Here is a 24,003-nt window from a genome sequence, read left to right as displayed (position 1 = left end):
GGACCTATCTCGGCAACTGACTGCGCTGACTGAGCCAGATGCTGAAAAGCACCGCGACGAAACCTGCGATCTGTGCTGGCGTGAGGCTTTGGCCAAGCGCCAGCCAGCCGAGCAGGGTTGCAACGACCGGGCTTAGAAAACCGAGCGATGCGGCGGCGGGAGGTTCGATACGGGTCAGCCCGCGGAACCACAGAAAATAGGTCAAGGCGGCGCCGATAAGACCCAGATAGGCCATGCCGAGAATATTGGCCGCTGTCGGTGTCGGCAGGGCCGGTTCCAGGAAATAGGCAACCGGCAGCAGCAGGATACCGCCCGCCGTCAGTTGCCAGGCGGTAAATGTGAGGTTCGACACCGGCGGCCGCCATTTGCGGGTCAGCACCGTTCCGAAAGCCATGGATACGGCACCGGCAAGACCTGCTGCCACCCCGATACCATCCAGCGCAGCACCCGGCGCCAGAACCAGAAGAGCGACACCGACAATACCCAGAAAACCGGCCGCGATGGCCAGCGGCCGAACCGGTGCTGCGAGAAACAGCCGGGAGAGGCCAATCACGATCAGGGGCTGGACCGCGCCCACCGTTGCCGCCACGCCACCCGGCAGCCGATAGGCTGAAACGAAAAGCATCGCCCAGAAGAACGAGAAATTCAGCGCCCCCAGAATGAAGCTGCGCGGCCACCAGATGCCCTGCGGCAGCTTTCTCACGAAAAGCAGCAGGAGCAGGCCGGCCGGCAATGCGCGCAGCATGGCGACATGCAGGGGATATCCCTGCGGTAAAAGTTCCGTCGTGACGAAATAGGTGGTTCCCCAGATGGCCGGGGCAAGGGCGGTCACCAGCACATCGGCGGCATAGGTCGTATTTTTCTTCATTTCAAGAATCTCTATATCAAGATAAATGCAATCTAGCTGATTTTATCTTGACGTCAAGATACCAGTTGTTATGCCTTGGGGATGAGCAAAGAACCGTTTGACCGCGTCGATCACATTCTGGCGCAATGGCACAGGGAGCGGCCCGATCTCGACGTCGGCCCCATGGGGCTCCTCGGGCGCTTGAACCGTCTCACCACCCATCTCGGTCGAGAGGTGGAGGCGGTGCTGCTGAAGCATGGGCTTTCCTCCTCCGCTTTCGATGTTCTGGCGACATTGCGGCGCTCCGGTTCGCCCTACCAGCTCTCCCCCGGCGATCTGCTTGCCATGGCGATGGTAAGCTCCGGCACCATGACCAACCGCATCGACCAGCTTGAAAAAGCGGGGCTGGTGGAGCGCATACACAACCCGAATGACCGGCGCAGCGTCCTGATATCGTTGACGGAGCGGGGGTTTGCCATTGTCGAGGAAGCGGCCGGCGCTCACGTCGAAAACCAGCACCGCCTGGTTGCCGGCCTCAGCGAAGAAGAGCGTGCGACGCTGAACCAACTGCTGAAACGGTTTTTGCGAGATTTCGAAGAATAGGTTTTCCGGGCCTGGCAAACACGCAATGGCCGCGTGATGGCGCTTGTTTCGCCCCAGAAAATCCTGTAAGCAATTTTCCATAAACCTGTACTACAGGTTGGAGGAAAAATGTATAACGCCATTTCCCACGAAACCGGTCTCGTCAGCAGCACGATCGGCGCGATCACCCGCCACATCAGGGAAAACGAACTTGCCCCCGGCGCGAAACTCCCCAGCGAGCTTTCGCTCTCACAGCAGCTCGGCGTCTCCCGTACCGTCGTTCGCGAGGCCTTCAGGTCTCTGTCCGCCATGCGGCTGATCGATGTCAGCGCCGGCAAGCGCGCCACGGTGGCGACACTGGATCATGGTGCGATGTCATTGATGTTTGAACATGGCATTCACACCGAACAGATCAACATCCAGCAGATCTACGATGTGCGCCGTACGATCGAAGTTAGAACCGTAACTTTGGCAGCGCTGCGGCGAACGGATGCGGAAGCGCTCACCATTCTCGACCATGCCAACAATATGGAGCGGGATTTCGGCGACAACGACAAGGTCATGGAACACGATCTTGCCTTCCACCTCGCCGTTGCCAGAGCGTCGAAAAACCCGGTTTTCGAACTTATTCTCGGCGCCTTCCAGAATGTGACGCGCCAGACATGGCCGATCGGCTGGAAAAGCCGCACATCCGACGCGCAGCGCCATGCCGCAGGTGAACTTCACATCGCCATCGGACAGGCCATTGCCGCAGGAGACCCGCAAACGGCCTCAACGCTGATGGCGCGGCATTTCGATGAAAGCGTGCACGCGCTTCTGGCGGCCGGCATCGCCTGATTTTTTTCAACACAGTTCCAGACGGAACACGACTTGCCTCTGGAGGAGACACTTCATGAAAATTACGAAACTTGAGACCGTCCGCGTGGCGGAACGGGCAAACTTGCTCTGGGTTCTGGTCCATACGGATGAGGGCATTACCGGGCTTGGCGAAACCTTCTATGGCGCCGAGACGGTGGAAACCTATGTGCACGAATATATCGCACCCCGCGTGATCGGCCGCGATCCGCTGCAGATTGATCTTCTGGCGCAGGACCTCGTCGGTTATCTCGGTTTCCGCTCTTCGGGAGCGGAGGTACGGGGCAATTCCGCTTTCGATATCGCGCTGTGGGATATTTTCGGCAAGGCCACCAACCAGCCGATCGCCCAGCTTCTCGGTGGTTTCAGCCGCAAGGAAATCCGCACCTACAACACTTGTGCGGGCACCGAATATATCAAGAAGGCCACCGGCCAGCAGACAGCCAATTATGGCCTGTCCGGCGGCAAGGATTATGACGATCTGAACGGCTTCCTGCACCGGGCCGACGAGCTGGCCCACTCGTTGCTCGAAGACGGCATCACGGCCATGAAGATCTGGCCCTTCGATGCGGCGGCGGAAAAGACGCGTGGCCAATATATTTCGATGCCGGACCTGAAAAGCGCGCTCGAGCCTTTCGAAAAAATCCGCAAGGCGGTGGGCGACAAAATGGATATCATGGTGGAGTTTCACTCCATGTGGCAGCTTCTGCCCGCGATGCAGATCGCCAAGGCGCTCACCCCCTACCAGACCTTCTGGCATGAAGACCCGATCAAGATGGACAGCCTTTCCAGCCTGACCCGTTATGCCGCCGTTTCGCCAGCACCTATTTCCGCATCCGAGACGCTCGGTTCCCGCTGGGCCTTCCGCGATCTCCTGGAAACCGGTGCTGCCGGCGTGGTGATGCTTGACATCAGCTGGTGCGGTGGGCTTTCCGAAGCGCGCAAGATCGCTTCGATGGCAGAAGCCTGGCATCTGCCGGTCGCGCCGCATGATTGCACCGGCCCGGTGGTGCTCTGCGCCTCAACGCATCTGTCGCTTAATGCGCCGAATGCGCTGGTGCAGGAAAGCGTGCGCGCCTTCTACAAGACCTGGTATCGCGATCTCGTCACCGCATTGCCGGAAGTGAAAAACGGCATGATCACCGTGCCGCCAGGTCCCGGCCTTGGCATGGAGCTGCATCCCGATATCGAAAAGACCTTCACCGTCAGCCGCCGCTTTTCGGATGCGGCGTCGATCTGATCAGAACAGATTGCCTTGATCCGTCGGGCCAGAAGAAGCCGGTTTTGCCGGCTTCTTTTTTGGCGCGGCTGACGTATCCGAGGGCGGCGTCCCCTCTCCGGTTGTGATGGCAGAAACGCGGCCATCGGCAAATTCCATCGATACCGCAGCACCAGACGCGATGGCGGCAGCACGGGTCAGCGGCCGGTTCTCCTCATCGCGGATGACGGCATAACCGCGCTTCAGCACGTTCTTATACGACAGCGATTGCAGAATGCGGTCATGGGAGGCAAGGCCCGCGCGGTTCTGCGTCATGCGGTGCAGCACGGCTGTATCGGCGCGGCGTGCAGCAGTGACAATGCGTTCCTTCTGCCGCTCCAGCTGGCCGAGTAGCCGGGCGGGAAGCGAACGCAGCGAAGAATCAAAGGCATCGACACGGCCTTTTCCCTGCAGCAGGCGGCGCTCAACCAGGGTCTCGGCCCGATGCATGCGCTCGGTAATCCGCTGCCTGTGCTGTTTGAGACCGTTCAGCAGGGTTTCCGGCCTGAGACCCGAGGCTGAACGTTCGAAGGCGCGGCGTTTGTTCAGCGTGGTCAATTCCAGTCCCCGCCCGAGACCGCTCGCGGCCTCATCAAACCGGCGGCGCGGCAAAGCGAGAAGCTGATCGAGCGAGGGCAGCGCCCGCACCAGCGCCCGCACGCCCTGACGGCGATTGTCCATCTGCCGCGATACCGAGCCGGAAAGGCGCGCGGCAAGGCCGGAAAGCTGCGCTTCCAGCTCGGCCCGCACCGGCACAGCCATTTCGGCGGCCCCCGTCGGCGTCGGCGCGCGAACATCGGCGGCATAATCGATCAAGGTCGTATCGGTCTCATGCCCCACGGCGGAAATCAGCGGGATTTTGCTCTCGGCAGCGGCACGCACGACGATTTCGTCGTTGAAACTCCAGAGGTCTTCCAGACTGCCGCCGCCACGGGCGACGATCAGTACATCCGGCCGTGCAATTTCACTACCGGGTTGAAGCGCATTGAAGCCGCGAATGGCGTTCGCCACTTCCTCGCCCGAACCTTCGCCCTGCACCTTGACCGGCCAGACGACGACATGCACGGGAAAGCGATCCGAGATGCGGTGAAGAATATCGCGGATGACTGCGCCCGTCGGCGAGGTCACGACCCCAATGACGCGCGGCATGAACGGCAGGCGACGCTTGCGTTCCGCATCAAACAACCCTTCCGCCGCCAGACGTCGACGGCGATCTTCGAGCAACGCCATCAGCGCGCCGGCACCTGCCGGTTCGAGGCTTTCTATGACGATCTGGTATTTCGAGGAGCCGGGAAAGGTGGTGACCTTGCCGGTGGCGATGACCTCCATGCCTTCTTCCGGGCGGAACTTCAGCCGCGAGAACGTGCCTTTCCAGATCACCGCATCGATACGGGCGCGGTCGTCCTTCAGCGAGAAATAGGCGTGCCCTGAAGAATGCGGCCCACGATAGCCGGAAATCTCGCCGCGCACCCGCACCTGCTCGAAAGCCGTCTCCACCGTGCGCTTGATGGAACCCGACAGTTCGGACACCGAGAACTCGGCAAGATTGCTCAATGCTGCGTGGGAGAAGATATCGCTCATGCCCGTTTGTAACCAAAACCCGTCGATTCGGAAATGCCGGCACCGGCCCGGCCCATTTTAACGGCGATGAAACCATATCCTCAACTAACGAGTTAGGAAAATGGGGATTGGAGGAGAAAACAAGGGTTCGTTAGGGAAGACAGCGTTACGTCTGTCCCAGGCCCGGCAACCAAAGAGGAGGCGGCATCATGATTTTTCTTACCGCCACAGTGCTCGGCGTAACCGCAGTTGCGTTGCGTTCGGTTTTCAGCATCGTTTTCATCTGCATGATGATTATCGGTGCCTATGGCGTGGCGATTGCACTTTCTTCCACGGCCGTGCCCCTGATGTCGCTGCTTCTGGCGCTTGCCGGTTACAATTTCGGTGTCGTGGGTGTCGTTATCAGCCTTCTGGTGCTGCAGCGCCCACGTTCCACCCAGCCAACCCTCTAAAAGTCCACGGCCTTGAGGCTTCCGCACTTTGCGCTGACCGAGATTTGCGGACTGGCCACTGACCTCACCGTTACCTGTGTGCTTATTTTCTATCTCGGCGTCGATCCGCTTGCCGCCCGTTTGCCGGGCGCGGCAGCGGGGCTTGCAACAAGCTGGCGGATGAACCGTTCGAATGGTGAGGCATCAGCCGCACTGAACAGCTTTCTGACAAATGCCGTCACGCTTACCTCGCGTATCGTCAGCGTCGGGCTGTTTGCCCTGCTGCAATGGCGCAACCCGCTGGTGCAGCCGCTCGTCCCGCTTGCCTTTTCAGCACTCGCAGCACTGTTGCTGGCGCTTTACGGCTATTGGCGGCTTCAAAGGCAACGGCAAGAGCCGGATTAAACCGTTTCCCACCCGTCCTTTTCCGCCGCCCGGTAAATGGCGTCGATGAAAAGCTGGTTCTTCCTCGAGTTTTCCAGCGTAACGACTTCGCCCTCACCCTTCGCAGCACGGGCAAAGGCCTCCGCCTCCAGCTTATATTGGCGGCTATCCTGAAACCGGAAGATTTGCGACTGGTTATGGGCCTGATTGGTCAGCTCGATCTCTTCCGCACCCCAGCGATTGGCGTTGAAGGGAGATTTGACCTCGATGTAACCGTCAGTGCCATGGAAAACCATCAGCTGGCGGGCGGCAAGCTGTGTGGCCAGATAAAAACTCAGTTCGAAACCGCCGAAATCGGCCCTGACGCTGGAATAGATATCGGTGCCAAATTCCGTGTCGCGCTCGACGGTGGCCTGCACGCGCCTCGGCTCCACACCGGTGACGAAGCGGGTCACGATGGTGGGGTAGACGCCGATATCGGGCAAGGCCCCGCCACCCAGTTCGGGAATATTGCGCATATTGCCGGGATCGCGGTTGAAATAGCTGAAAGCGCCCTGCACTTGCTTCAGTGTTCCGATCGCGCCCGAGGCCAGCAACTCCTTCACCTTGGCCCAGACCGGCGCATAGGTGACCATGAAGGCCTCCGAGATGACAACGCGGTTGCGGTCGCGCGCGGCGATGAGGGTGTCGATCTCCTCTGCCTTCAGTGCAATCGGCTTTTCGCACAGAACGTGTTTGCCGGCATCGGCGGCCTTGATGGTCCACTCCACGTGCTGCGATGTCGGAAGCGGAATGTAAACCGCGTCGATGGCATCGGAAGCCAGCATTTCCTCATAGGAACCGAAGGCGTGGGGCACGGAAAAACGATCCGCCACCGCGCGCGCCCTGGCGAGATCCCGGCTGGCTATGGCGCTGACCACGCAGTTCTGCGCATCCTGTATCGCCGGAATGACGTGATCCTGCGCGATTTTCGCCGTTGAGATTATTCCGAAGCGCAGCATTCCGTTCTCCTGCTCTGCCATTCAACGGAAACTTACCATCGTCACACGTCATGGCAAGCCGCAGGTGCGCGATAGATCAAAGATGGCTGAATTTGTCCTGTCTTTGTCGGGATATCTGCTTTTCTCCGTGCTTTATAGAGGTAATTATGCTATGCATGAACCCAATGGAGATACATGAAATGTCCTCTTCCCATACAGCACTGCTGGTCATCGACGTTCAGGAATCCTTTCGGCATGCCCCCTATTTCGAGGAAAGCGGTTTGGCTGCCTATCTGGAGAAACAGCAGGCGCTGATCGATGGCGCCAAAGCCGCGGGCATTCCAGTCGTTCAAATCTTCCATGTCGATGGCGACAAGGCCTTCTCAAAGGACAGTGGCTATATCCGGGCGCTGGATGGCGTGCGGATCACGCCTGATGTCACCTTTCACAAGAACCGCCATTCGGCTTTTGCCGGCACCGGCCTCGAAATCTGGCTGACACAGAAGGGCATCAACCGGCTGATCGTCTCTGGTATCCGCACCGAGCAATGTTGCGAAACCACCACGCGGCACGCTTCTGATCTTGGTTACAGCGTCGATTACGTCACCGAAGCGACCCTGACTTTCCCGATGACACATGCTTCCGGCACCGCCTTCAGCCCGGACGACATCCGCAAACGGACCGAACTGGTGCTGGCTGGCCGCTTCGCGCGCATCGTAAGCGTCAATGACGCATTGGCCACCGTCAAAGAGGCCGCCTGATGGATAGAGGCGGCACGCGCATCATTTCCTTTTATACGCTTGTGCCGCCACATGCGCTTTTGCTGGACATTGCCGGTCCGCTCGAAGTGATCCGTTATGCCAACGCGGAACAGCGGGACATCCATTTCGACTGCCGATACATTGCTGCGAGTGGCGAACAACAATCTTCCATCGGCCTTGGACTTTCCGGGCTGGAGAGCTTGCCCGCGACCTTGCCGGAAAATGCTTTCCTGCTGATCTCGGGCAGCACGTCACGCTTCGACAATGATCCGCAGACACAGCGAGAGCGGCAGGCGCTGGCGGCATGGCTGCGCCGCGCGGTGCGTGCCGATACGACAGTCATTTCCATCTGCTCCGGCGCGCTGCTGGCGGGAGAAGCGGGACTTTTCGACGGGCGAAACTGCACGACTCATGCCGATTGCGTTGAAGGGCTGCGCCGCATCGCGCCGCTGTCGCAGGTGGCCGAAAACCGCCTTTTCGTTGAGGATGGCAACCGCTTCTCAAGTGCCGGTATTTCCACCGGCATCGACCTGATGCTGCATGTGGTTTCCCGGCTGACATCCCCGGCCGTTGCGGCCCGCATTGCCAAAACAATGGTCGTTTATCTAAGACGCAGCGGCAGCGATCCGCAAATCTCCCCTTGGCTCACCGGCCGCAACCACATCCACCCCGCCATTCACCGGGTTCAGGACCGGGTGATGGCCGAGCCGGCGCAGGACTGGTCGCTGGAGCGGCTGGCCGATATTGCCGCGCTCAGCGAAAGGCATCTGTCGCGCCTGTTTCGCGAGCATACCGGCATCAGCGTCATCGACTACGTCAACCTGATGCGGGTCAATCTCGCCCGCGACATTCTCGCAAACAGCCGCCTGGATATGGAAGCCATCGCGGAAAGGGCGGGTTTTGCCTCCGCCCGGCATTTGCGGCGTGTCTGGCAACAGCACAATCGCCATCCGCCCAGCCATTATCGCGGTTTTCAGGCCTGATTTTTCGCAGACCCTGCCGCTGCCTGATGAATGCCATCAAAGGAATTGAATGGTTATGCCGGCAGGCAGTTGCTACCTTGCCATAAAGACAGCAACAGGAGCATTTTCCGTGGAAAAACGAAGTCTCGGCCGCACCGGCCTCTCCATCGCCCCGATCGTCTTCGGCGGCAACGTGTTCGGCTGGACAGCGGATGAGAAGACTTCCTTTGCCCTGCTCGACGCCTTTTTCGATGCCGGGTTCAATGCCATCGACACGGCGGATGTCTATTCCGCCTGGGTGGATGGCCATGTGGGCGGAGAGTCCGAGGCCATCATCGGCAAATGGCTGCAGCAGTCCAGTGTCAGGCGTGAGGATGCGGTGATCGTCACCAAGGTCGGTTTTGACAATCGCGGCCAGAAGACCGGTCTCAGCGCCAGGTGGATCGCGGAAGCCGTCGAGGCTTCCCTGAAGCGGCTGCAGACCGACTATATCGACCTCTACCTCGCCCACAAGCCGGATGCGGATGTGCCGCTGGAGGAAACGCTCGCCGCCTTCGCAAAGCTGAAGGAACAGGGGAAAATCCGCGCCATCGGCTGCTCAAATTATTCCGCAAGCCAGCTTCAGGACGCGCTGGACACGGCTGCAAAGAACAATCTGCCGCGCTACGACGTGCTGCAGCCGGAATATAATCTCTACAACCGTGCGGATTTTGAAGGTCCGCTTGCCGATCTCTGCGTCAGGCAAGAGATCGGGGTGATCAACTATTACAGCCTTGCGGCCGGTTTCCTCACCGGCAAATATCGCGCCAAGGCCGACACCGAAGGCGTTGCCCGCAGCTACCGGGTAGGCGACTACGTCAACACACGCGGCCTTGCCATTCTGGGGGCCATGGATGCGGTTGCCGTGGAAACCGGTGCCAAGCTCGCCGATATCGCACTGGCCTGGCTGCTGCGGAAGAGTGCCGTGACGGCTCCAATTGCCAGCGCCACCAGCCTGTCGCAGCTCGAGAGCTTCAAACGCGCCGTCGATCTGAAGCTGACAGACGAGATGATGGTTCTTCTCGATAAAGCGGGTGCGTGACATGGACCTTACAATTCGTGACGCACAGCCGAGTGACCGGGCGGAATGGCTGCGCCTGTGGAACGATTATCTCGCCTTCTACGATGTCCACCTTGCCGACGACGTGACCGACCATACTTGGGCGCGTATTCTCGACCCAGCGTCGCGTGTTTCCATGCGTGTGGCTTTGCTCGGCGACAAGATGGCCGGTTTCGCCATCCATCACTTCCATGATTCCACCTGGGTCAAAACACCCGATTGCTATCTGGAAGACCTGTTCGTCGACGGCGCGATCCGCGGCAAGGGAACAGGTCGGGCGCTGATGGATGATCTCATCGCCATCTGCGCCGAAAAAGGCTGGTCACGGCTTTACTGGAACACGGACGAGCATAATCACCGGGCCCAGAATCTCTATAACAGCTACGTGAAAAGCGATGGCCATATCCGCTATCGCATCAAGTTCTGATCACCCCTGAAGCGGAAGAAATCTACGAAAGCCCTCAGCGCCGGGCGCATCTGCCGGCGCGAGGGATAATAGATATAAAAACCGTCAAAGGGCGCGCACCAATCCTCCAGCACGCGGATGAGCCTGCCCTCCCTGATATCGTCCTCGACGCGCTGTTCGAAAACGAAGGCAAGGCCTGCCCCATCTATTGCCGCCCGGCGAATGAGGCTCTGGTCCGACAGGATCAGCGGTCCCTGTACATCCACCACCAGCGGCTTGCCATTCTTCTCCAGTTCCCAGCGATAGATAAGGCCGCTCGCGAAACGCCGGCGGATGCAGCGGTGACGGATGAGATCCCTCGGATCGTATGGCGGCGGGTTTTCTGCGAAATAGGAGGGCGCGCCAACAATCGCGCCGCGCCATGCACCACTCGCTTTCACCGCAATCATATCCGCATCGAGGTGCTCTCCGAGCCGCAGACCGGCATCGAAGCCTTTCGCGACGATATCTTCGAAGCGATCATCCGTTGAGATTTCAAGTGATATGTCGGGATAGAGCCGCAAGAACTCACCCAGCCGCGGCACGATAAGATCCTCGGCCGCAAGCCGAGGCAGGGTGATGCGCAGAGGACCCGCCGGCCTTCCACCGTGCTCGGCAAGCGTCTGGATGACCGTATCGATATCGGCAAGAGCCGGTCCCAACGTTTCGAGCAGCAGTTTACCCTCCTCCGTCGGAGAAACGCTGCGGGTGGTGCGGTGAAGCAGCCGCAGGCCAAGGCTTTCCTCCAGCGAAGAGACCGCATGGCTGACGGCAGAAGGCGCGATGGCCAATTCGGCCGCGGCCTTGCGGAAGCTGCGGCCTTCGGCAACGGCGGCGAGAACGGCCAGCTGGGAGAGTTGCACACGGTTCATTGTTCTAAATGATAGAACAACCCAAGCGGATTTGCAGCGGTTATTTTTACCACCGATGGGCAGTATGTTTTGCCCGTACCCACTCCCAAGGGTATATTAAACCGTCTTGGACACACATGCTCCGCCGCAAACCGCGGGATAGCTTTCAAGGCGTGCTCTGACAAAGGACAGGCAGATGAAACACAGAATCCTCGGAAAAGACCTCGCCGTTTCCGCACTCGGGCTTGGCTGCATGGGCATGAGCCATGCTTATGGACCTTCGGATGAAAGCGGTTCTATCGCGACGTTGCATCGCGCCGTCGAGCTTGGCGTCACATTGTTCGATACAGCGGAAGTTTATGGGCCGTTCAAAAACGAAACCCTCCTTGGCAAGGCTTTGAAGCCCTATCGCGATCAGGTGGTCATCGCCACCAAATTCGGCTTCCGCATCGACGGCAGCAAACCTTCGGCGGAAATGATCCAGGGTGTTGACGGTTCGCCGGCAAATGTTCGTGCCGTCGCCGAAGCCTCACTGAAAAGGCTGGGTGTCGATGTCATCGACCTCTATTACCAACACCGCGTCGATCCGGACGTGGCAATTGAAGAGACGGTCGGCGCAATGGCCGATCTGGTGCGGGAAGGCAAGGTGAAGGCGCTCGGCCTTTCGGAGGCGAGTGCGGCGACCCTTCGCAAGGCGCACGCCGTTCACCCGATTGCAGCCATTCAGAGCGAATATTCGCTGTGGACCCGCGATCCCGAAGAAAATGGCGTGCTGGAAACCTGCCGTGAACTGGGCATCGGTTTCGTACCCTTCAGCCCGCTCGGACGCGGCGCTTTGACAGGTGCGCTGAAGTCGCTCGATGGGCTTGCCTCCGACGATTTCCGCCGCAGCCTGCCGCGCTTCCAAAGCGAAAACTTCGATGCCAATCTGGCCCTCATCCAGCTGCTGGAAGACATGGCGGCAGAAAAAGGCGTTACCGCCGGGCAACTAGCGCTCGCCTGGGTCATGGCGCAGGGCGATTTCATCGTGCCGATCCCCGGCACCACGAAAATTGCCAATCTGGAGAAAAACGTGGCTGCAGCGGATGTCGCGCTGACGGCCGACGAAGTTGCCAGCCTCGGCGCATTGCTCTCTCCGACAAAGGTTGCGGGGGAACGTTATCCGGAACGAATGACGCGATTGGCCAATCGCTAAAAACAAAAAGCCGCGGCAACCGCCGCGGCTTTTGTCATTCCATCAGCTGCTTTCAGGCGCGCAGAACGCCGCCCGTCGATTTTTCGACATTGCCGACGATCTTGGCCGTCAGCGCTTCGAAATCCTCATCGGTCAGCGTCTTGTCGACCGGCTGGATCTGGACTTCGATGGCCACCGACTTGCGGTCTTCACCGAGCGAAGCGCCTTCGAAAATATCGAAGACGTTAACGCCGGTGATCAGCTTGCGGTCAGCACTCGTTGCGGCCTTGATGATAGCTCCCGCCTCGACAGACTTATCGACCACGAAGGCGAAGTCACGCTTGACCGCCTGGAACGGCGAAAGCTCGAGCGCAGGCTTGGTGCGGGTCGCCTTCTTCTTCGGCTCCTGCATGGCGTCGAGATAGACCTCAAAACCGCAATAGGCGCCAGAAACATCCAACTCGGACAGTGTCTTCGGGTGGAATTCGCCGAAATAACCGAGCACGACCTTCGGACCCATCTTGATGGTGCCGGAGCGGCCGGGATGATACCAGCCGGGGCCGCCGGCCTCGATCTGCACATTGGCCATGGGCAGGCCGCAGGCTTCGAGCACCGCCAGCGCATCGGCCTTGGCGTCGTAGACATCCACGGGCTTGCCGCCGCCCTTCACAGCATTGGACCACATGCGGCCGCTGCCTGCGAGCGAGGCCGTGCCACGGCGAACACCGCCAGCCACGCGACGCTGGGTTTCCGGCGTATCACCCTCATAGGTGCCGGAGACCTCGAAGATCGCGACGTCACCATAGCCCTTGTCGGCATTGCGCTGTGCTGCGGTCAGAAGGCCCGGCAGTAGCGAAGGACGCATGTCCGACATATCGGCCGCGATGGGGTTGGCCAGTTTCAGGGCGGGGGAACCGCCGCCGAAAAGCTTCGCCTGCGCTTCCGGAATGAAGGACCAGGTGACGGCTTCCAGCATGCCACGGCTTGCCAAGGCACGGCGCGCAGTGCGGGTGCGGGTCTGCAGCGTCGTCAGGATGCGGCCGTTGACCGCGCCGAAGCTTTCCAGCGGTTCCGGCTTGATATTGTCGACGCCATGGATGCGCATGACTTCTTCGACCAGATCGGCCTTGCCATCAACATCCGGGCGCCAGGACGGCACGGTGACGGATACGCGTTCGCCCGTTCCCTCGACACCAAAACCGAGGCCTTTGAGAATGGTGAGGCTCTCTTCCACCGAGACTTCAAGACCCGTCAGGCGCTTCACTTCCGCCAGCGGAAAATCCACGACCTTGGCCTGATGGCCCTTGTAACCGACAACCTTGACTTCGCCGGCAACGCCGCCGCACAGTTCCAGAACCAGTTCGGTGGTGCGTTCCAGACCCGGGACCATATATTCCGGATCGACGCCTCGCTCGAAACGATAACGCGCATCGGTGATGATGCCGAGCGAACGGCCGGTCTTGGCAATATTGATCGGATCCCAGAGAGCGGATTCGATCAGCACATCGACGGTGTTTTCGTCGCAGCCGGAATGCTCACCGCCCATAATGCCGCCGATCGACTCGAGGCCCTTTTCGTCGGCAATGACGACATTGTTCGTGCCGAGCTTGTATTCGCGCTGGTCGAGCGCGAGGATCGTCTCACCCTCTTTCGCACGGCGAACCGTGAGATCGCCCTTGACCTTGGCGGCGTCGAAGACGTGCATCGGCCGGCCCTGATCGAAGGTCATGTAGTTGGTGATATCAACGAGAGCATTGATAGGACGCAGGCCGATCGCCATCAGGCGCTGCTGCATCCATTTCGGGCTGGGGCCATTCTTCACGCCGCGCACGGTGCGCAGCGAAAAGCCGGGGCAAAGCGCCGCATCATCCAGTTCCAGCTTCACATCGACGGGGGTTGCGCCTTCAACCTTGAAGGACGGCGCAGGCTTCGTCTTCAGCTTACCCAGACCGGAGGCGGCGAGATCGCGGGCGATGCCGTAGATCGAAGTGCAGTCCGGACGGTTGGGCGTGAGGTTGATCTCGATGATCGGATCATCGAGGCCAGCATAGGATGCGAAGGAAGTGCCGACAGGCGCATCTTCAGGCAGATCGATGATGCCGTCGTGATCGTCGGAAATGTTGAGCTCCTTTTCGGAGCACATCATGCCGTGGCTTTCGACGCCGCGAATCTTGCCGACGGCCAACGTCACATCGATGCCCGGAACATACATGCCGGGACGAGCGAGCGCACCAACGAGGCCGGCGCGTGCATTCGGCGCGCCGCAGACGATCTGCACCGGCTTGCCGTCACCAGCATCCACCATCAGCACCTTGAGGCGGTCGGCCTCGGGATGTTTTTCAGCGGAAACGACCTTGGCGATGACGAAAGGCTTGTAGGCCGCCTTGTCATCGACGTCCTCGACCTCGAGGCCAATCGCCGTCAGCCGCTCGCAAATCTCGTCCAGCGTCGCATCCGTTTCGAGATGCTCTTTCAGCCAGGAAAGAGTGAATTTCATGTCTTTGCTCCTTGGCTAACCGGATTAAACGCTCAAACCGCCGAACAGCGTCGGCATGTCGAGCGGGCGGAAGCCGTAGTGGTTCATCCAGCGGACATCGGCGTTGAAGAAATCGCGCAGATCAGGCATGCCGTATTTCAGCATGGCGATGCGGTCGAGGCCCATGCCCCAGGCAAAGCCCTGATATTCATCCGGGTCCAGCCCACCGGCGCGCAGCACGTTCGGGTGCACCATGCCGCAGCCGAGGATTTCCATCCAGTCCTTGCCTTCGCCGAACTTGACGATGGGGCCGGAACGGTCGCACTGGATATCCACCTCGAAGCTCGGCTCCGTGAAGGGGAAGAACGACGGGCGAAAGCGCATGACGACACTGTCGACCTCGAAGAAGGTCTTGCAGAATTCTTCCAGAATCCAGCGCAGATTGCCGACATGCGCCTTCTTGTCGATGACAAGGCCCTCGACCTGATGGAACATCGGCGAATGGGTGGCATCGGAATCCTGACGATAGGTCTTGCCCGGAATGACGATGCGGATCGGCGGCTTCTGACTTTCCATGGTGCGGATCTGCACCGGCGAGGTGTGGGTGCGCAGCACCTTGCGCTCGCCGTTTTCATCCGGCTGGAAGAAGAAGGTGTCGTGCATTTCGCGGGCCGGATGGCCTTCGGGGAAATTCAGCGCCGTGAAGTTGTAATAGTCGGTCTCGATGTCAGGACCTTCGGCGATCGAGAACCCCATATCCGCGAAGATGGCAGTAATTTCATCGACGATCTGGCTTATGGGATGAATGCGACCGCGCTCGGCCGGAGACTGACGAACCGGCAGGCTGACATCCACCGTTTCCGCTTTCAGCCGGGCGGTAATGGCGGCGTCCTTCAGCGCGTTCTTACGCTCGCCGATGAGGTCGGTGATTTCGGTCTTGAGCTGGTTGATGGCAGCGCCCCGGGTCTGGCGCTCTTCCGGCGTCATGCTGCCAAGCGTCTTCAGAAGCTCCGAAACCGAGCCTTTCTTGCCAAGTGCGGAAACACGCACGGCCTCGATGGCCGGCTCATCGGCAGCAGTGGCGATCTCCGACATCAATTGCGATTTCAAGGTATCAAGTTCAGTCATCTTTTCCTGCCTTGCCGGTATTTTTAACAGCGGCTTCGGGGTTCACAGCATTCATCAAATAGTCGGTCGCCATGATAAAGCGTCGCAGATCACTACCCATCCGCACGCGCCCGATCAACCGGGCAACCGGTAAAAAACGCCCCAGAATGCCGGTCAGACGGCACAATTCTTCCAGCGCCCTGGGCGGGGCGTTTTCGCGCCAGCGGGCAAAGGCGGCATCACAGGTTTTCGGCGCATCGCAGGCGCGGGTCGCGACCTGCAGAAACAGCAGCCAGATATCGCGGGCCTGCGCCGTCTCAAGCGGCATGACGTCCTGCGGGCGTTCCTCGAAATCCATGAAACCGACACGGCCTTCTGTGAGAAAGAAGTCACGCACATGCGGACGTCCATGGCAAAGACCTGCTGCATGCAGTTCGCCGAGCGCCTCGGCGGATTTTACCAGCAGGGCGTCATGCTCCACCGGCATCGCGGTCTTTATCGCGTCCATGCGTTCCATGATGGTGGGACCGACATCCCCCAGGACAACGGCCGTCAGCGAAGAATAGATGATGGGCGGAACAGGAAAACCACGGGCCTTGAAAGCCTGCAGCGTTTCGAGTTCACGGCGCATCAGGCCGGCGCCATCGAGCGGAGGCGACGGGCGCATAAAAGTGTAGGGGAGCAGCTTTGCGAGAAAGGTCTGCAGCTTTATCCACCAAGACGGCGTTTCCGTGCCCTGGCGCTTGATCCAGACGGTCGTCGAAGAAAGTTCGAGTTTCTGCACACGGCGCTCGCTTTTAAGCAAAGCCCGCATCAAGGCTGCGATATCGCTATCTTCCAGATGGACGTGGAAACCCTTCGCCTTTTCCGCGTCGCTTGCGGCAACCAGCATTTTCTGCCCCCAATGGAGCCTGCCGGCCAAAAGCCGGATGCCCCACCCTTTTGGCAACCTCGGCGTAAAAGCGTTACGCACTTCTGCCGAAACTGCCGTGAATTCCAAAAAACGAAAACCCGCGCCGGAGGACCGGCGCGGGTTTCAAATGAACAACAGATTGTCCGCGCCGTAATTACTTTACAGCGGTTTCAAACTCGTTGGTCGTACCAGCATCCTTGAGGTACTCAAGCGCCTTCTTCGCTGCTTCGACGAGCGCGCCGAATGCTGCCGGCTCATGGATAGCCATGTCGGACAGAACCTTGCGGTCGACTTCGATGCCAGCCTTGTTCAGGCCGTCGATGAAGCGGCCATAGGTCAGGCCGAATTCGCGAACAGCAGCGTTGATACGCTGGATCCACAGAGCGCGGAAGTTGCGCTTGTTGACCTTGCGGTCGCGGTAAGCGTACTGCTTGGAACGATCCACGGCAGCCTTTGCTGCGCGGATGGTGTTCTTGCGGCGGCCGTAGAAGCCCTTGGCTGCCTTGAGTGTCTTGGTGTGCTTGGCGCGGGAAGTTACGCCACGTTTTACGCGTGCCATGTCATGATCTCCTTAAAGTGTCCAAAAGTGCGGAAAAGTCTCAGAGACCGTTCGGCAGGTAGTTCTTGACGACTTTCTTGCCGTCAGCTTCGGCGAGAACCATGGTTCCACGCGCGTCGCGAATGAACTTGTTGGTACGCTTGATCATGCCGTGGCGCTTACCGGCGGCGGCTGCAACAACCTTGCCGGTGGCGGTGATCTTGAACCGCTTCTTTGCAGCGGACTTCGTCTTCATCTTGGGCATTTTGCTACTCCGTTTTTGTATCGAAACAGGCAGACGAGGCCTATTTCAAGCTATTCAGGAACGGCCACGGCATGCCCTGCCGGACCGTTCGGACGCGCGCTTATAACCGCAGTCGGCTAAAAGCGCAACGGGGAATGAGAATTTCCCCTTGCGGTGGGATACGCGCCAGTGATGTGAACGCGTAAAAAGATTATTTCGGTGCGAGAACCATCATCATCTGACGGCCTTCCAGCTTCGGCTCGGCTTCAACCTTGGCAATCGCCTGGGTGTCTTCCTTCACCTGGAGGAGAAGCTTCATGCCGAGTTCCTGGTGGGCCATTTCGCGGCCGCGGAACTTCAGCGTTACCTTCACCTTGTCGCCATCATCAAAGAAACGGCCCATCGCCTTCATCTTCACGTCATAGTCATGCGTGTCGATGTTCGGGCGCATCTTGATTTCTTTAACTTCGACGATCTTCTGTTTCTTGCGCGCTTCAGCGGCCTTTTTCTGGGTCGAGTACTTAAGCTTGCCGAGATCGAGGATCTTGCATACCGGCGGTTCAGCGTTCGGCGAAATCTCGACGAGATCGAGACCGGCCTCTTCCGCCATTTTCAAAGCCTGATCCGTCGGCATGCTACCGAGGTTCTGGCCCTCTTCATCAATAAGCTGAACTCTGGGAACCCGAATTTCCCGGTTGGAGCGCGGGCCCTCCTTGACGGGGGCATCGGCTTTGAAAGGTCTGCGAATGGTCGTATTCTCCTGATCTGTTTCTGGATCACGTCAGCAAAAAACAGCTTGTTTGGTACAAGCGGCGGAAATGTCGTTATTGCCGTGGCGAAGTCAATAGCATATCTGCCCGAAAAGATCACCTGTTGCCACGGTTTTTGCAAATACGCCGCCGATATTGCACGAAAATCAGGAGAATTGCATATACATGACCGAACAAGCTGCTGAATTCCTGCATATAGGAGCGGGTGACGACGCCCGCAACATCGCTTTCCTCCATCGCTCCCCAACATCCCAGCCGAACGCACCAACGCTCGTCTGGCTCGGCGGCTATCGCTCCGACATGACGGGAACCAAGGCGGTTGAGCTCGATCGTTTTGCAGCGGAAAACGGCCTTGCCTGCCTGCGGCTCGATTATTCCGGGCACGGGGCTTCCGGCGGTGATTTCAACAAAGGCACGATCTCGAGATGGCTCGAAGAGGCACTTGCGGTGGTGCGTGCAAAGGCGCCGTCGCGTGTCGTTCTCGTCGGCTCGTCGATGGGCGGGTGGATTGCGTTGCGTATGGTCGAGGAGCTGCGCAAGGCGGGTGGAGCGCCCTCCGTCGCCGGTCTGGTTCTCATTGCGCCTGCGCCGGATTTCACGCAGGAACTGATAGAGCCCAGCCTGTCGGATGCGGAAAGGACCTCTCTCGCAGAACGGGGTTACTTCGAGGAACATTCGGAGTATAGCCCCGAGCCCAACATCTTCACCCGCGCGCTGATGGAAGACGGAAAGCAGAACCGGGTGCTCACCGGCATCATCACGACCGGCTGTCCGGTTCATGTTCTGCAGGGCATGCGCGACCCCGATGTTCCCTATCAGCATGCGCTGAAGCTCATCGAACATCTTCCCGCCGACGATGTGGTGCTGACGCTGATCCGTGACGGAGACCACCGGCTTTCCCGGCCACAGGATATCGAGCGGATGCTCGCGGCGGTCAAAGCCCTTGCAATATAGGCATTTGCGCAACGCTCTTAACCATATTCAACGAGTCTTGCGCATCGCCGATTGCTAGAGATTGACTCAAACCCCCTATCCCTCTTAACTTTTCGTTAAGAATTAAGGGACGGGTTTCATGATGAACGCACCGCTGGCGCGTGCTCTGCTGTTTGCAGTTGCTGCCGGGCTAATGACTGCTGCCTCCGCCATGGCGGAAATCAAAGGAAGCCCTTCCATGGTGACGGGCGGGATCACGTCCCAGCCGATCGGACATTACGAGTTCTGTCAGAAATACGCCGACGAATGCAATATTCGCAGCAAGGCGACACCGCCCCCGCGCGTCACAGATTATGGCTGGGATGTCATTCGCGAGGTCAATACGTCCGTCAACACCACGATCGTGGCGATGACCGACCAGGAAATCTACGGCAAGGACGAAGTCTGGGAATATCCGACGACCGCCGGTGACTGCGAAGATTTTGTGCTGCTGAAGCGCAAGAAACTGGTCGAGCGCGGTTTTTCCGTTGCCGATCTGCTGATCACCGTCGTGCGTAAACCGGATGGTGAAGGCCATGCGGTGCTGACGCTTCGCACCACTGATGGCGACTATATTCTCGACAACCTCACCGACGATGTGAAGCTCTGGACCGATACTAACTATACCTATCTGAAGCGGCAGGCGTCCTTCAATACGGGCCGTTGGGTCTCCATCGAAGATGGTCGCGACGTTCTGGTTGGCGCATTGCGCTGACGCTTGGCCCACGTTTGACAGATTGAGAGCCCGCCATCGCGGGCTCTTTCTTTTTCATCCGTTGCCGATGATAATGCCGGCCGCCAGCACCAATGAGCCGCCGAGGACCACCTGAAACACCGCGCGCAGGAACGGCGTTTCCATGAAGCGGTTTTGAATGAAGGCGATGGCCCAGAGTTCCACGAAAACGACGACGGCCGCAATCGCCGTTGCTGTCCAGAAATGCGGGATGAGATAGGGCAAGGCATGTCCGAGACCGCCGATGGCCGTCATGATGCCCGATGCCAGACCCCGCTTCACCGGAGAACCGCGACCCGAAAGCTTGCCGTCATCATGGGCCGCCTCGGTGAAGCCCATGGAGATACCAGCGCCGACGGAGGCTGAAAGGCCGATCAGGAAAGTCTGCCAGGTATCCTGCGTGGCGAAGGCGGCCGCAAAGATCGGCGCGAGCGTCGAGACGGAGCCATCCATCAATCCCGCAAGACCCGGCTGCACATAGGTCAGAAGAAACTGCCGCTTTGCGGTTTCCGCCTCTTCGGTCTTGCCATCTTCATCGAGATGTTTTTCTTCCAGCATTTGCGCGATCTCTTCGTGACCCCGCTCCGCCTCGGCCAGATCGCCGAGCAACTTGCGCGTAGAGGCATCGCTGGTGCGCTTGACGGCCTCATCGTAAAAACGGATCGCCTGTGCTTCCATCAATTCGGCCTGGGCACGGATTTTCTCGAGCGACAGGTTCTTCACGAGCCAGTCCGGAGTGCGCTCGTAAAAACCACGCACGTGTTCGCGACGGATCAGCGGGATCGTCTCTCCGAAACGGCGACGATGCATGTCGATCAGGACATTTCGATGCTGCTGCTCGACCTCCGCCATATCGTCGAAGACTTTGGCCGATTGCGGATATTGCGCGCGCAGGTGATCGGCATAGGAACGATAGATGCGGGAATCGTCTTCTTCGGACGAAATGGCGAGTGCGAGGATTTCCTGTTCGCCGAGAGAGGAAAAGGGGCGTTTGGACAGGGAAAAAAGACTGCGAAACATGGCTGAAACCTTTTTAGAATAATTCTAAATACATCCGCCCTGCGCCGAGATCAAGTCATCTTAGAATAATTCTAATAAGGCAAAGGGTCGCATTGCAGGCCGCCTCGCAGCGGGGTAAATTCGCGGAAAAGGAAGCACCATGCAGGAAGACGTTGCGGCGAGAGCCGCCCACAGCGCGGAAATTCAGGACAGGGCGGAAAAGGCCATGGCGGAAATCGGCGTGGATGCCGGTTTCATCGACCTGCTGGTGGAAACATTCTACGGCCGCGTTCTTGAACACTCCACGCTTGGCCCGGTTTTTGATGCGCGACTCGCCGGGCGCTGGCCGGAGCATATGGCCAGGATGAAACAGTTCTGGACGGCCGTCGCCTTCAAGAATGGCGGTTATGGCGGCAAGCCCGTGCAGGCCCATCTCGGGGTAAAAGGCATGTCGGCGGAGCTTTTTCCGCAGTGGCTCACGCTGTTTTCCGCCACGCTTGATGATATTGCGCCGAGCAAAGAGGCACATGACTGGTTCATGGAAACGGCGCAACGCATCGCCAGAAGCCTGACGCTTTCGCTGTTTTACAATCCCGCAATGGATGACCCGGCCTTAAAGCGCAGCATGCCTTAGCCGCAGCCGCGCCGAACAGCGAAAGACCGGTACAAGCAACAATTGCCAAGCCGTGCGTAAGATCACGCAAGTTTCAAACATTCCCTCTTGATGGCCGCAGGGATAAATGTTTAGTAGCCGACGGGAGGCGTACCGTGCGGTTCGCCTGTAATATGCAGACATATCAGGGCTTATCGACATGGATCGCAGATCATTTATCCGCAAGGCGGGCGCCGTTGGCGCCGGTGTTACCGCAACGGCGCTGGCCGCTCCGGCCATTGCACAGGAAAACCCCAAGATCACCTGGCGCATGACGTCGTCCTTCACCAAGGGCCTCGACATTCTTTTCGGCGCGGGCCAGATCGTCGCAGATCATGTCAAGGAAGCCTCCGGCGGCAACTTCGTCATTCAGCATTTCGCCGGCGGTGAAATCGTGCCGGCGCTGCAGGCAGCGGATGCGGTGACGGCCGGAACCGTCGAAATGGCGCATACCTGCTCCTATTATTACGTCGGCAAGGACCCGACCTTTGCACTCGGAACGTCGGTTCCCTTCGGCCTTAACGCACGCCAGACGAATGCCTGGTTCAACCAGGCCGGTGGCAACGAGCTGCTCAATGAATTCCTTGCCCAGCACAATATCTACTCGATCCTGCTCGGCAATACCGGCGCCCAGATGGGCGGCTGGTTCCGTAAGGAAATCAACACCATCGACGACCTCAAAGGCCTGAAGATGCGTATCGCCGGACTGACCGGCCAGGTCATGCAGAAGGTTGGCGTGACACCGCAGCAGATCGCCGGCGGCGACGTCTATGCCGCGCTGGAAAAGGGCACGATCGATGCTACCGAATTTGTCGGCCCCTATGACGACCAGAAGCTCGGTTTCTACAAGGTCGCAAAATATTACTACTACCCCGCATGGTGGGAAGGCGGCCCGGCCGTTCATGCCTTCGTGAATCTGCAGAAGTTCAATGAGCTGCCCGAAAATTACAAGCGCATCCTGAAAGACGCCTGCGCTGCCGGCAGCGCCAGCATGCTGGAACGCTACGATGCGCGCAATCCGAAGGCGCTGAAGGAACTCGTGGCGCAGGGCGCTATCCTTCGCCCCTTCAGCCAGGAAATCCTCGATGTCTGCCACAAGGCGGCGCAGGACACCTATGCGGAGATTTCGGCCAAGAACGAGAGCTTCAAGAAGATCTACGAAAGCCAGCAGGCCTTCAAGAAGGACGCTTATCTCTGGGCGCAGATCGCCGAATATACCTATGACACCTACATGATGATCCAGCAGCGCAACGGCACGCTCTGATCCCCATCATTTCCCGACGATCTTCAAACGGTCATCCGGCATCTGCCGGGTGGCCGTTTTGTTTGGTGAGACCAGTTTCCACACTTCACGCTCCCGCCAGTCAACCGGGCTCATGCCGGTGACGCGGCGAAATTCGCGGTTGAAGTTGGATTTGGTCTGAAAGCCCGAGGACAACATGATCGCGGTTACCGATTGCTCCGTTTCCTCAAGCAGCCGGCAGGCTTCGCGGATGCGCAACTGGTTGACATATTGCGAGACATTGACGCCGAGCGAGCGATTGATCGCGCCTGATATCTGCCGGCTCGGCAGCCCGAGGCGTCTTGCAAGCCGCGACAGGTTGAGGTTCTCATCACGGTAAAGCGCCTGCGCCGCCATCAGCCGATCGACCCTTGCAATGATGTCCCGGTCCTGCTCGGATGGCTCCGGCGGCGGCGGCAATTCCGCGACCGGATCCATGGCCGTTTGTGGTGCTTTGCTTTCACCGGCCAACGCAGCCATGAGGCCAATCAACAACAGTCCGAAAAGATTGGCATTGCTGACGAGCGCTGCAACATTTTGCCCGTGCGCCCATTCGAAATCGAAAAACACCAGAAGATCGAACAGGGCGGAAACGCACAGGGCTAAGGCAGCGATAATCAGCGCCCGGTGCGCGGAGGCGACGCTGGCGAATTGCGCCTCATCCAGCCCATCCGGCCCTTTTCTGCCAAGAAGAAGCAGGGCGACGGCGTGGCCGACGAAGATGACGATCAGTGCAAGATCAATCGCCATCGGCAAGGTGAATTCCATGATGACAATGAGCAAAGGCGACAGGACGAGATTGGCGAGCATCACTCTCCTGCTTTCCGCCGCCACTCCCATCAGTCCGCGAAAGGCAATGTAGACGAGCGGCGGCAGGCAGGCTGCGAGGATCGGCAGAACATAACGCGTTTCGATGACGCCATACCCCCAGCGCAGGCCGACAAGGACGGATTGCACGGCACAAAGCACGATCAGCGCCAGAAAGGCCCGGTTGGTCCGCACATCGTCTCCACCTCGAAGGAAAACGATGAACATGACGACCAGCAGAAGCGCCACGACGAAAGGCAGCGGAATGAACAGCACGAATGATATCCCCGGAACACAACGACTTATATTGCCAGTTCATGG

26 protein-coding genes are annotated in these 24,003 nt (G+C 59.1%); 14 read left to right on the top strand and 12 right to left on the bottom strand.

All coding sequences use genetic code 11. The features are described from left to right. Window positions 1–4: 4 nt before the first annotated feature. Window positions 5–868 (bottom strand): 4-hydroxybenzaldehyde efflux transporter PecM, encoded by an 864-nt coding sequence (pecM, locus tag V6S97_RS09545; protein WP_003503896.1) that lies wholly within the window; start codon window positions 866–868, stop codon window positions 5–7. An 81-nt stretch (window positions 869–949) separates the two neighbouring features. On the opposite strand from pecM, the gene V6S97_RS09540 reads away from it, so the two are divergent. From V6S97_RS09540 to V6S97_RS09530, 3 genes are all read left to right on the top strand, one after another. Next, window positions 950–1,450 carry a MarR family winged helix-turn-helix transcriptional regulator gene (locus V6S97_RS09540; RefSeq protein ID WP_003503904.1) on the top strand — a complete coding sequence of 167 codons (501 nt, stop codon included), beginning with the start codon at window positions 950–952 and terminating at the stop codon, window positions 1,448–1,450. A gap of 108 nt (window positions 1,451–1,558) precedes the next feature. Continuing rightward, window positions 1,559–2,266 (top strand): FadR/GntR family transcriptional regulator, encoded by a 708-nt coding sequence (locus V6S97_RS09535; RefSeq protein ID WP_003503906.1) that lies wholly within the window; start codon window positions 1,559–1,561, stop codon window positions 2,264–2,266. A gap of 55 nt (window positions 2,267–2,321) precedes the next feature. After that, window positions 2,322–3,524 (top strand): mandelate racemase/muconate lactonizing enzyme family protein, encoded by a 1,203-nt coding sequence (locus tag V6S97_RS09530; protein ID WP_060722801.1) that lies wholly within the window; start codon window positions 2,322–2,324, stop codon window positions 3,522–3,524. Here V6S97_RS09530 and xseA read toward each other — a convergent pair whose 3' ends face one another. Then, window positions 3,525–5,123, bottom strand: a complete 1,599-nt coding sequence (gene xseA / locus V6S97_RS09525) for an exodeoxyribonuclease VII large subunit (RefSeq protein ID WP_003507481.1) — start codon at window positions 5,121–5,123, stop codon at window positions 3,525–3,527. Between the two features lie 188 nt (window positions 5,124–5,311). Here xseA and V6S97_RS09520 point away from each other — a divergent pair, with 188 nt between their 5' ends. Both V6S97_RS09520 and V6S97_RS09515 read left to right on the top strand, forming a co-directional pair. Next, window positions 5,312–5,554 carry a hypothetical protein gene (locus tag V6S97_RS09520; RefSeq protein WP_003507480.1) on the top strand — a complete coding sequence of 81 codons (243 nt, stop codon included), beginning with the start codon at window positions 5,312–5,314 and terminating at the stop codon, window positions 5,552–5,554. 12 nt (window positions 5,555–5,566) lie between these two features. After that, window positions 5,567–5,938 carry a hypothetical protein gene (locus V6S97_RS09515; RefSeq protein ID WP_003507479.1) on the top strand — a complete coding sequence of 124 codons (372 nt, stop codon included), beginning with the start codon at window positions 5,567–5,569 and terminating at the stop codon, window positions 5,936–5,938. Here V6S97_RS09515 and V6S97_RS09510 read toward each other — a convergent pair. Next, complete coding sequence (locus V6S97_RS09510) at window positions 5,935–6,918, bottom strand: Gfo/Idh/MocA family protein (RefSeq protein ID WP_112295676.1); 984 nt, start codon at window positions 6,916–6,918, stop codon at window positions 5,935–5,937. The genes V6S97_RS09515 and V6S97_RS09510 overlap by 4 nt on opposite strands. A gap of 179 nt (window positions 6,919–7,097) precedes the next feature. Here V6S97_RS09510 and V6S97_RS09505 point away from each other — a divergent pair, with 179 nt between their 5' ends. The 4 genes from V6S97_RS09505 to V6S97_RS09490 all read left to right on the top strand — a co-directional run bounded on the left by V6S97_RS09505 (window position 7,098) and on the right by V6S97_RS09490 (window position 10,146). After that, window positions 7,098–7,658 (top strand): cysteine hydrolase family protein, encoded by a 561-nt coding sequence (locus V6S97_RS09505; protein WP_112295677.1) that lies wholly within the window; start codon window positions 7,098–7,100, stop codon window positions 7,656–7,658. Continuing rightward, on the top strand, window positions 7,658–8,641 hold the full coding sequence (locus V6S97_RS09500; protein ID WP_112292967.1) for a GlxA family transcriptional regulator: 984 nt from the start codon (window positions 7,658–7,660) through the stop codon (window positions 8,639–8,641). Before V6S97_RS09505 ends, V6S97_RS09500 begins: the two co-directional genes overlap by 1 nt. 109 nt (window positions 8,642–8,750) lie before the next feature. Next, window positions 8,751–9,701, top strand: a complete 951-nt coding sequence (locus V6S97_RS09495) for an aldo/keto reductase (protein ID WP_080865745.1) — start codon at window positions 8,751–8,753, stop codon at window positions 9,699–9,701. Window position 9,702: 1 nt separating this feature from the next. After that, window positions 9,703–10,146 (top strand): GNAT family N-acetyltransferase, encoded by a 444-nt coding sequence (locus tag V6S97_RS09490; protein WP_035213105.1) that lies wholly within the window; start codon window positions 9,703–9,705, stop codon window positions 10,144–10,146. Here V6S97_RS09490 and V6S97_RS09485 read toward each other — a convergent pair. After that, entirely contained in the window at window positions 10,128–11,036 is a 909-nt protein-coding gene (locus tag V6S97_RS09485) for a LysR family transcriptional regulator (protein WP_060722793.1), read from the bottom strand. The two genes, V6S97_RS09490 and V6S97_RS09485, sit on opposite strands and share 19 nt — an antisense overlap. Window positions 11,037–11,211: 175 nt before the next feature. On the opposite strand from V6S97_RS09485, the gene V6S97_RS09480 reads away from it, so the two are divergent. Next, complete coding sequence (locus V6S97_RS09480) at window positions 11,212–12,210, top strand: aldo/keto reductase (protein ID WP_334426657.1); 999 nt, start codon at window positions 11,212–11,214, stop codon at window positions 12,208–12,210. Between the two features lie 52 nt (window positions 12,211–12,262). On the opposite strand, the gene pheT is transcribed toward V6S97_RS09480, so the two are convergent. The 6 genes from pheT to infC form a co-directional block, all read right to left on the bottom strand. Next, a complete protein-coding gene (gene pheT, locus V6S97_RS09475; protein ID WP_334426656.1) occupies window positions 12,263–14,686 on the bottom strand; it encodes a phenylalanine--tRNA ligase subunit beta in 2,424 nt (807 codons plus the stop codon). Window positions 14,687–14,710: 24 nt separating this feature from the next. After that, the gene (gene pheS, locus V6S97_RS09470) at window positions 14,711–15,793 is read right to left on the bottom strand and encodes a phenylalanine--tRNA ligase subunit alpha (RefSeq protein ID WP_003507467.1); all 1,083 of its coding nucleotides are present in this window, start codon (window positions 15,791–15,793) and stop codon (window positions 14,711–14,713) included. Further along, on the bottom strand, window positions 15,786–16,664 hold the full coding sequence (locus V6S97_RS09465; protein WP_080864329.1) for a phosphotransferase: 879 nt from the start codon (window positions 16,662–16,664) through the stop codon (window positions 15,786–15,788). The genes pheS and V6S97_RS09465 overlap by 8 nt, the downstream gene beginning before the upstream one ends. 175 nt (window positions 16,665–16,839) lie before the next feature. After that, window positions 16,840–17,244: a 50S ribosomal protein L20 gene (gene rplT, locus V6S97_RS09460; protein ID WP_003507464.1), complete on the bottom strand. Its 405-nt coding sequence runs from the start codon at window positions 17,242–17,244 to the stop codon at window positions 16,840–16,842. Window positions 17,245–17,284: 40 nt separating this feature from the next. Beyond that, window positions 17,285–17,488: a 50S ribosomal protein L35 gene (gene rpmI / locus V6S97_RS09455; protein WP_003493355.1), complete on the bottom strand. Its 204-nt coding sequence runs from the start codon at window positions 17,486–17,488 to the stop codon at window positions 17,285–17,287. A gap of 190 nt (window positions 17,489–17,678) precedes the next feature. Beyond that, window positions 17,679–18,215 (bottom strand): translation initiation factor IF-3, encoded by a 537-nt coding sequence (gene infC / locus V6S97_RS09450; RefSeq protein ID WP_077767695.1) that lies wholly within the window; start codon window positions 18,213–18,215, stop codon window positions 17,679–17,681. 187 nt (window positions 18,216–18,402) lie between these two features. Between infC and V6S97_RS09445 the strand changes: the two genes are divergently transcribed. Together V6S97_RS09445 and V6S97_RS09440 are read left to right on the top strand one after the other, a co-directional pair. After that, entirely contained in the window at window positions 18,403–19,191 is a 789-nt protein-coding gene (locus V6S97_RS09445) for an alpha/beta hydrolase (RefSeq protein WP_003507461.1), read from the top strand. 118 nt (window positions 19,192–19,309) lie between these two features. Next, entirely contained in the window at window positions 19,310–19,924 is a 615-nt protein-coding gene (locus V6S97_RS09440) for a transglutaminase-like cysteine peptidase (protein WP_003507458.1), read from the top strand. A 54-nt stretch (window positions 19,925–19,978) separates the two neighbouring features. On the opposite strand, the gene mbfA is transcribed toward V6S97_RS09440, so the two are convergent. Continuing rightward, window positions 19,979–20,962 (bottom strand): iron exporter MbfA, encoded by a 984-nt coding sequence (gene mbfA / locus V6S97_RS09435; RefSeq protein ID WP_003507456.1) that lies wholly within the window; start codon window positions 20,960–20,962, stop codon window positions 19,979–19,981. Between the two features lie 139 nt (window positions 20,963–21,101). On the opposite strand from mbfA, the gene V6S97_RS09430 reads away from it, so the two are divergent. Beyond that, window positions 21,102–21,575, top strand: coding sequence for a group III truncated hemoglobin (locus V6S97_RS09430; protein WP_003507455.1), 474 nt, complete (start codon window positions 21,102–21,104; stop codon window positions 21,573–21,575). A 178-nt stretch (window positions 21,576–21,753) separates the two neighbouring features. Continuing rightward, window positions 21,754–22,857 (top strand): TRAP transporter substrate-binding protein, encoded by a 1,104-nt coding sequence (locus V6S97_RS09425; RefSeq protein ID WP_003507447.1) that lies wholly within the window; start codon window positions 21,754–21,756, stop codon window positions 22,855–22,857. A 6-nt stretch (window positions 22,858–22,863) separates the two neighbouring features. Here the strand turns inward: V6S97_RS09425 and V6S97_RS09420 are convergent, their stop codons facing one another. Next, window positions 22,864–23,958 carry a helix-turn-helix domain-containing protein gene (locus tag V6S97_RS09420; protein ID WP_161973984.1) on the bottom strand — a complete coding sequence of 365 codons (1,095 nt, stop codon included), beginning with the start codon at window positions 23,956–23,958 and terminating at the stop codon, window positions 22,864–22,866. Window positions 23,959–24,003: the final 45 nt, after the last annotated feature.

The organism is Agrobacterium sp. CCNWLW155, from assembly GCF_036888815.1.
Classification (GTDB): domain Bacteria; phylum Pseudomonadota; class Alphaproteobacteria; order Rhizobiales; family Rhizobiaceae; genus Agrobacterium; species Agrobacterium radiobacter.
This window is presented reverse-complemented; position numbering and strand designations above follow the sequence as displayed.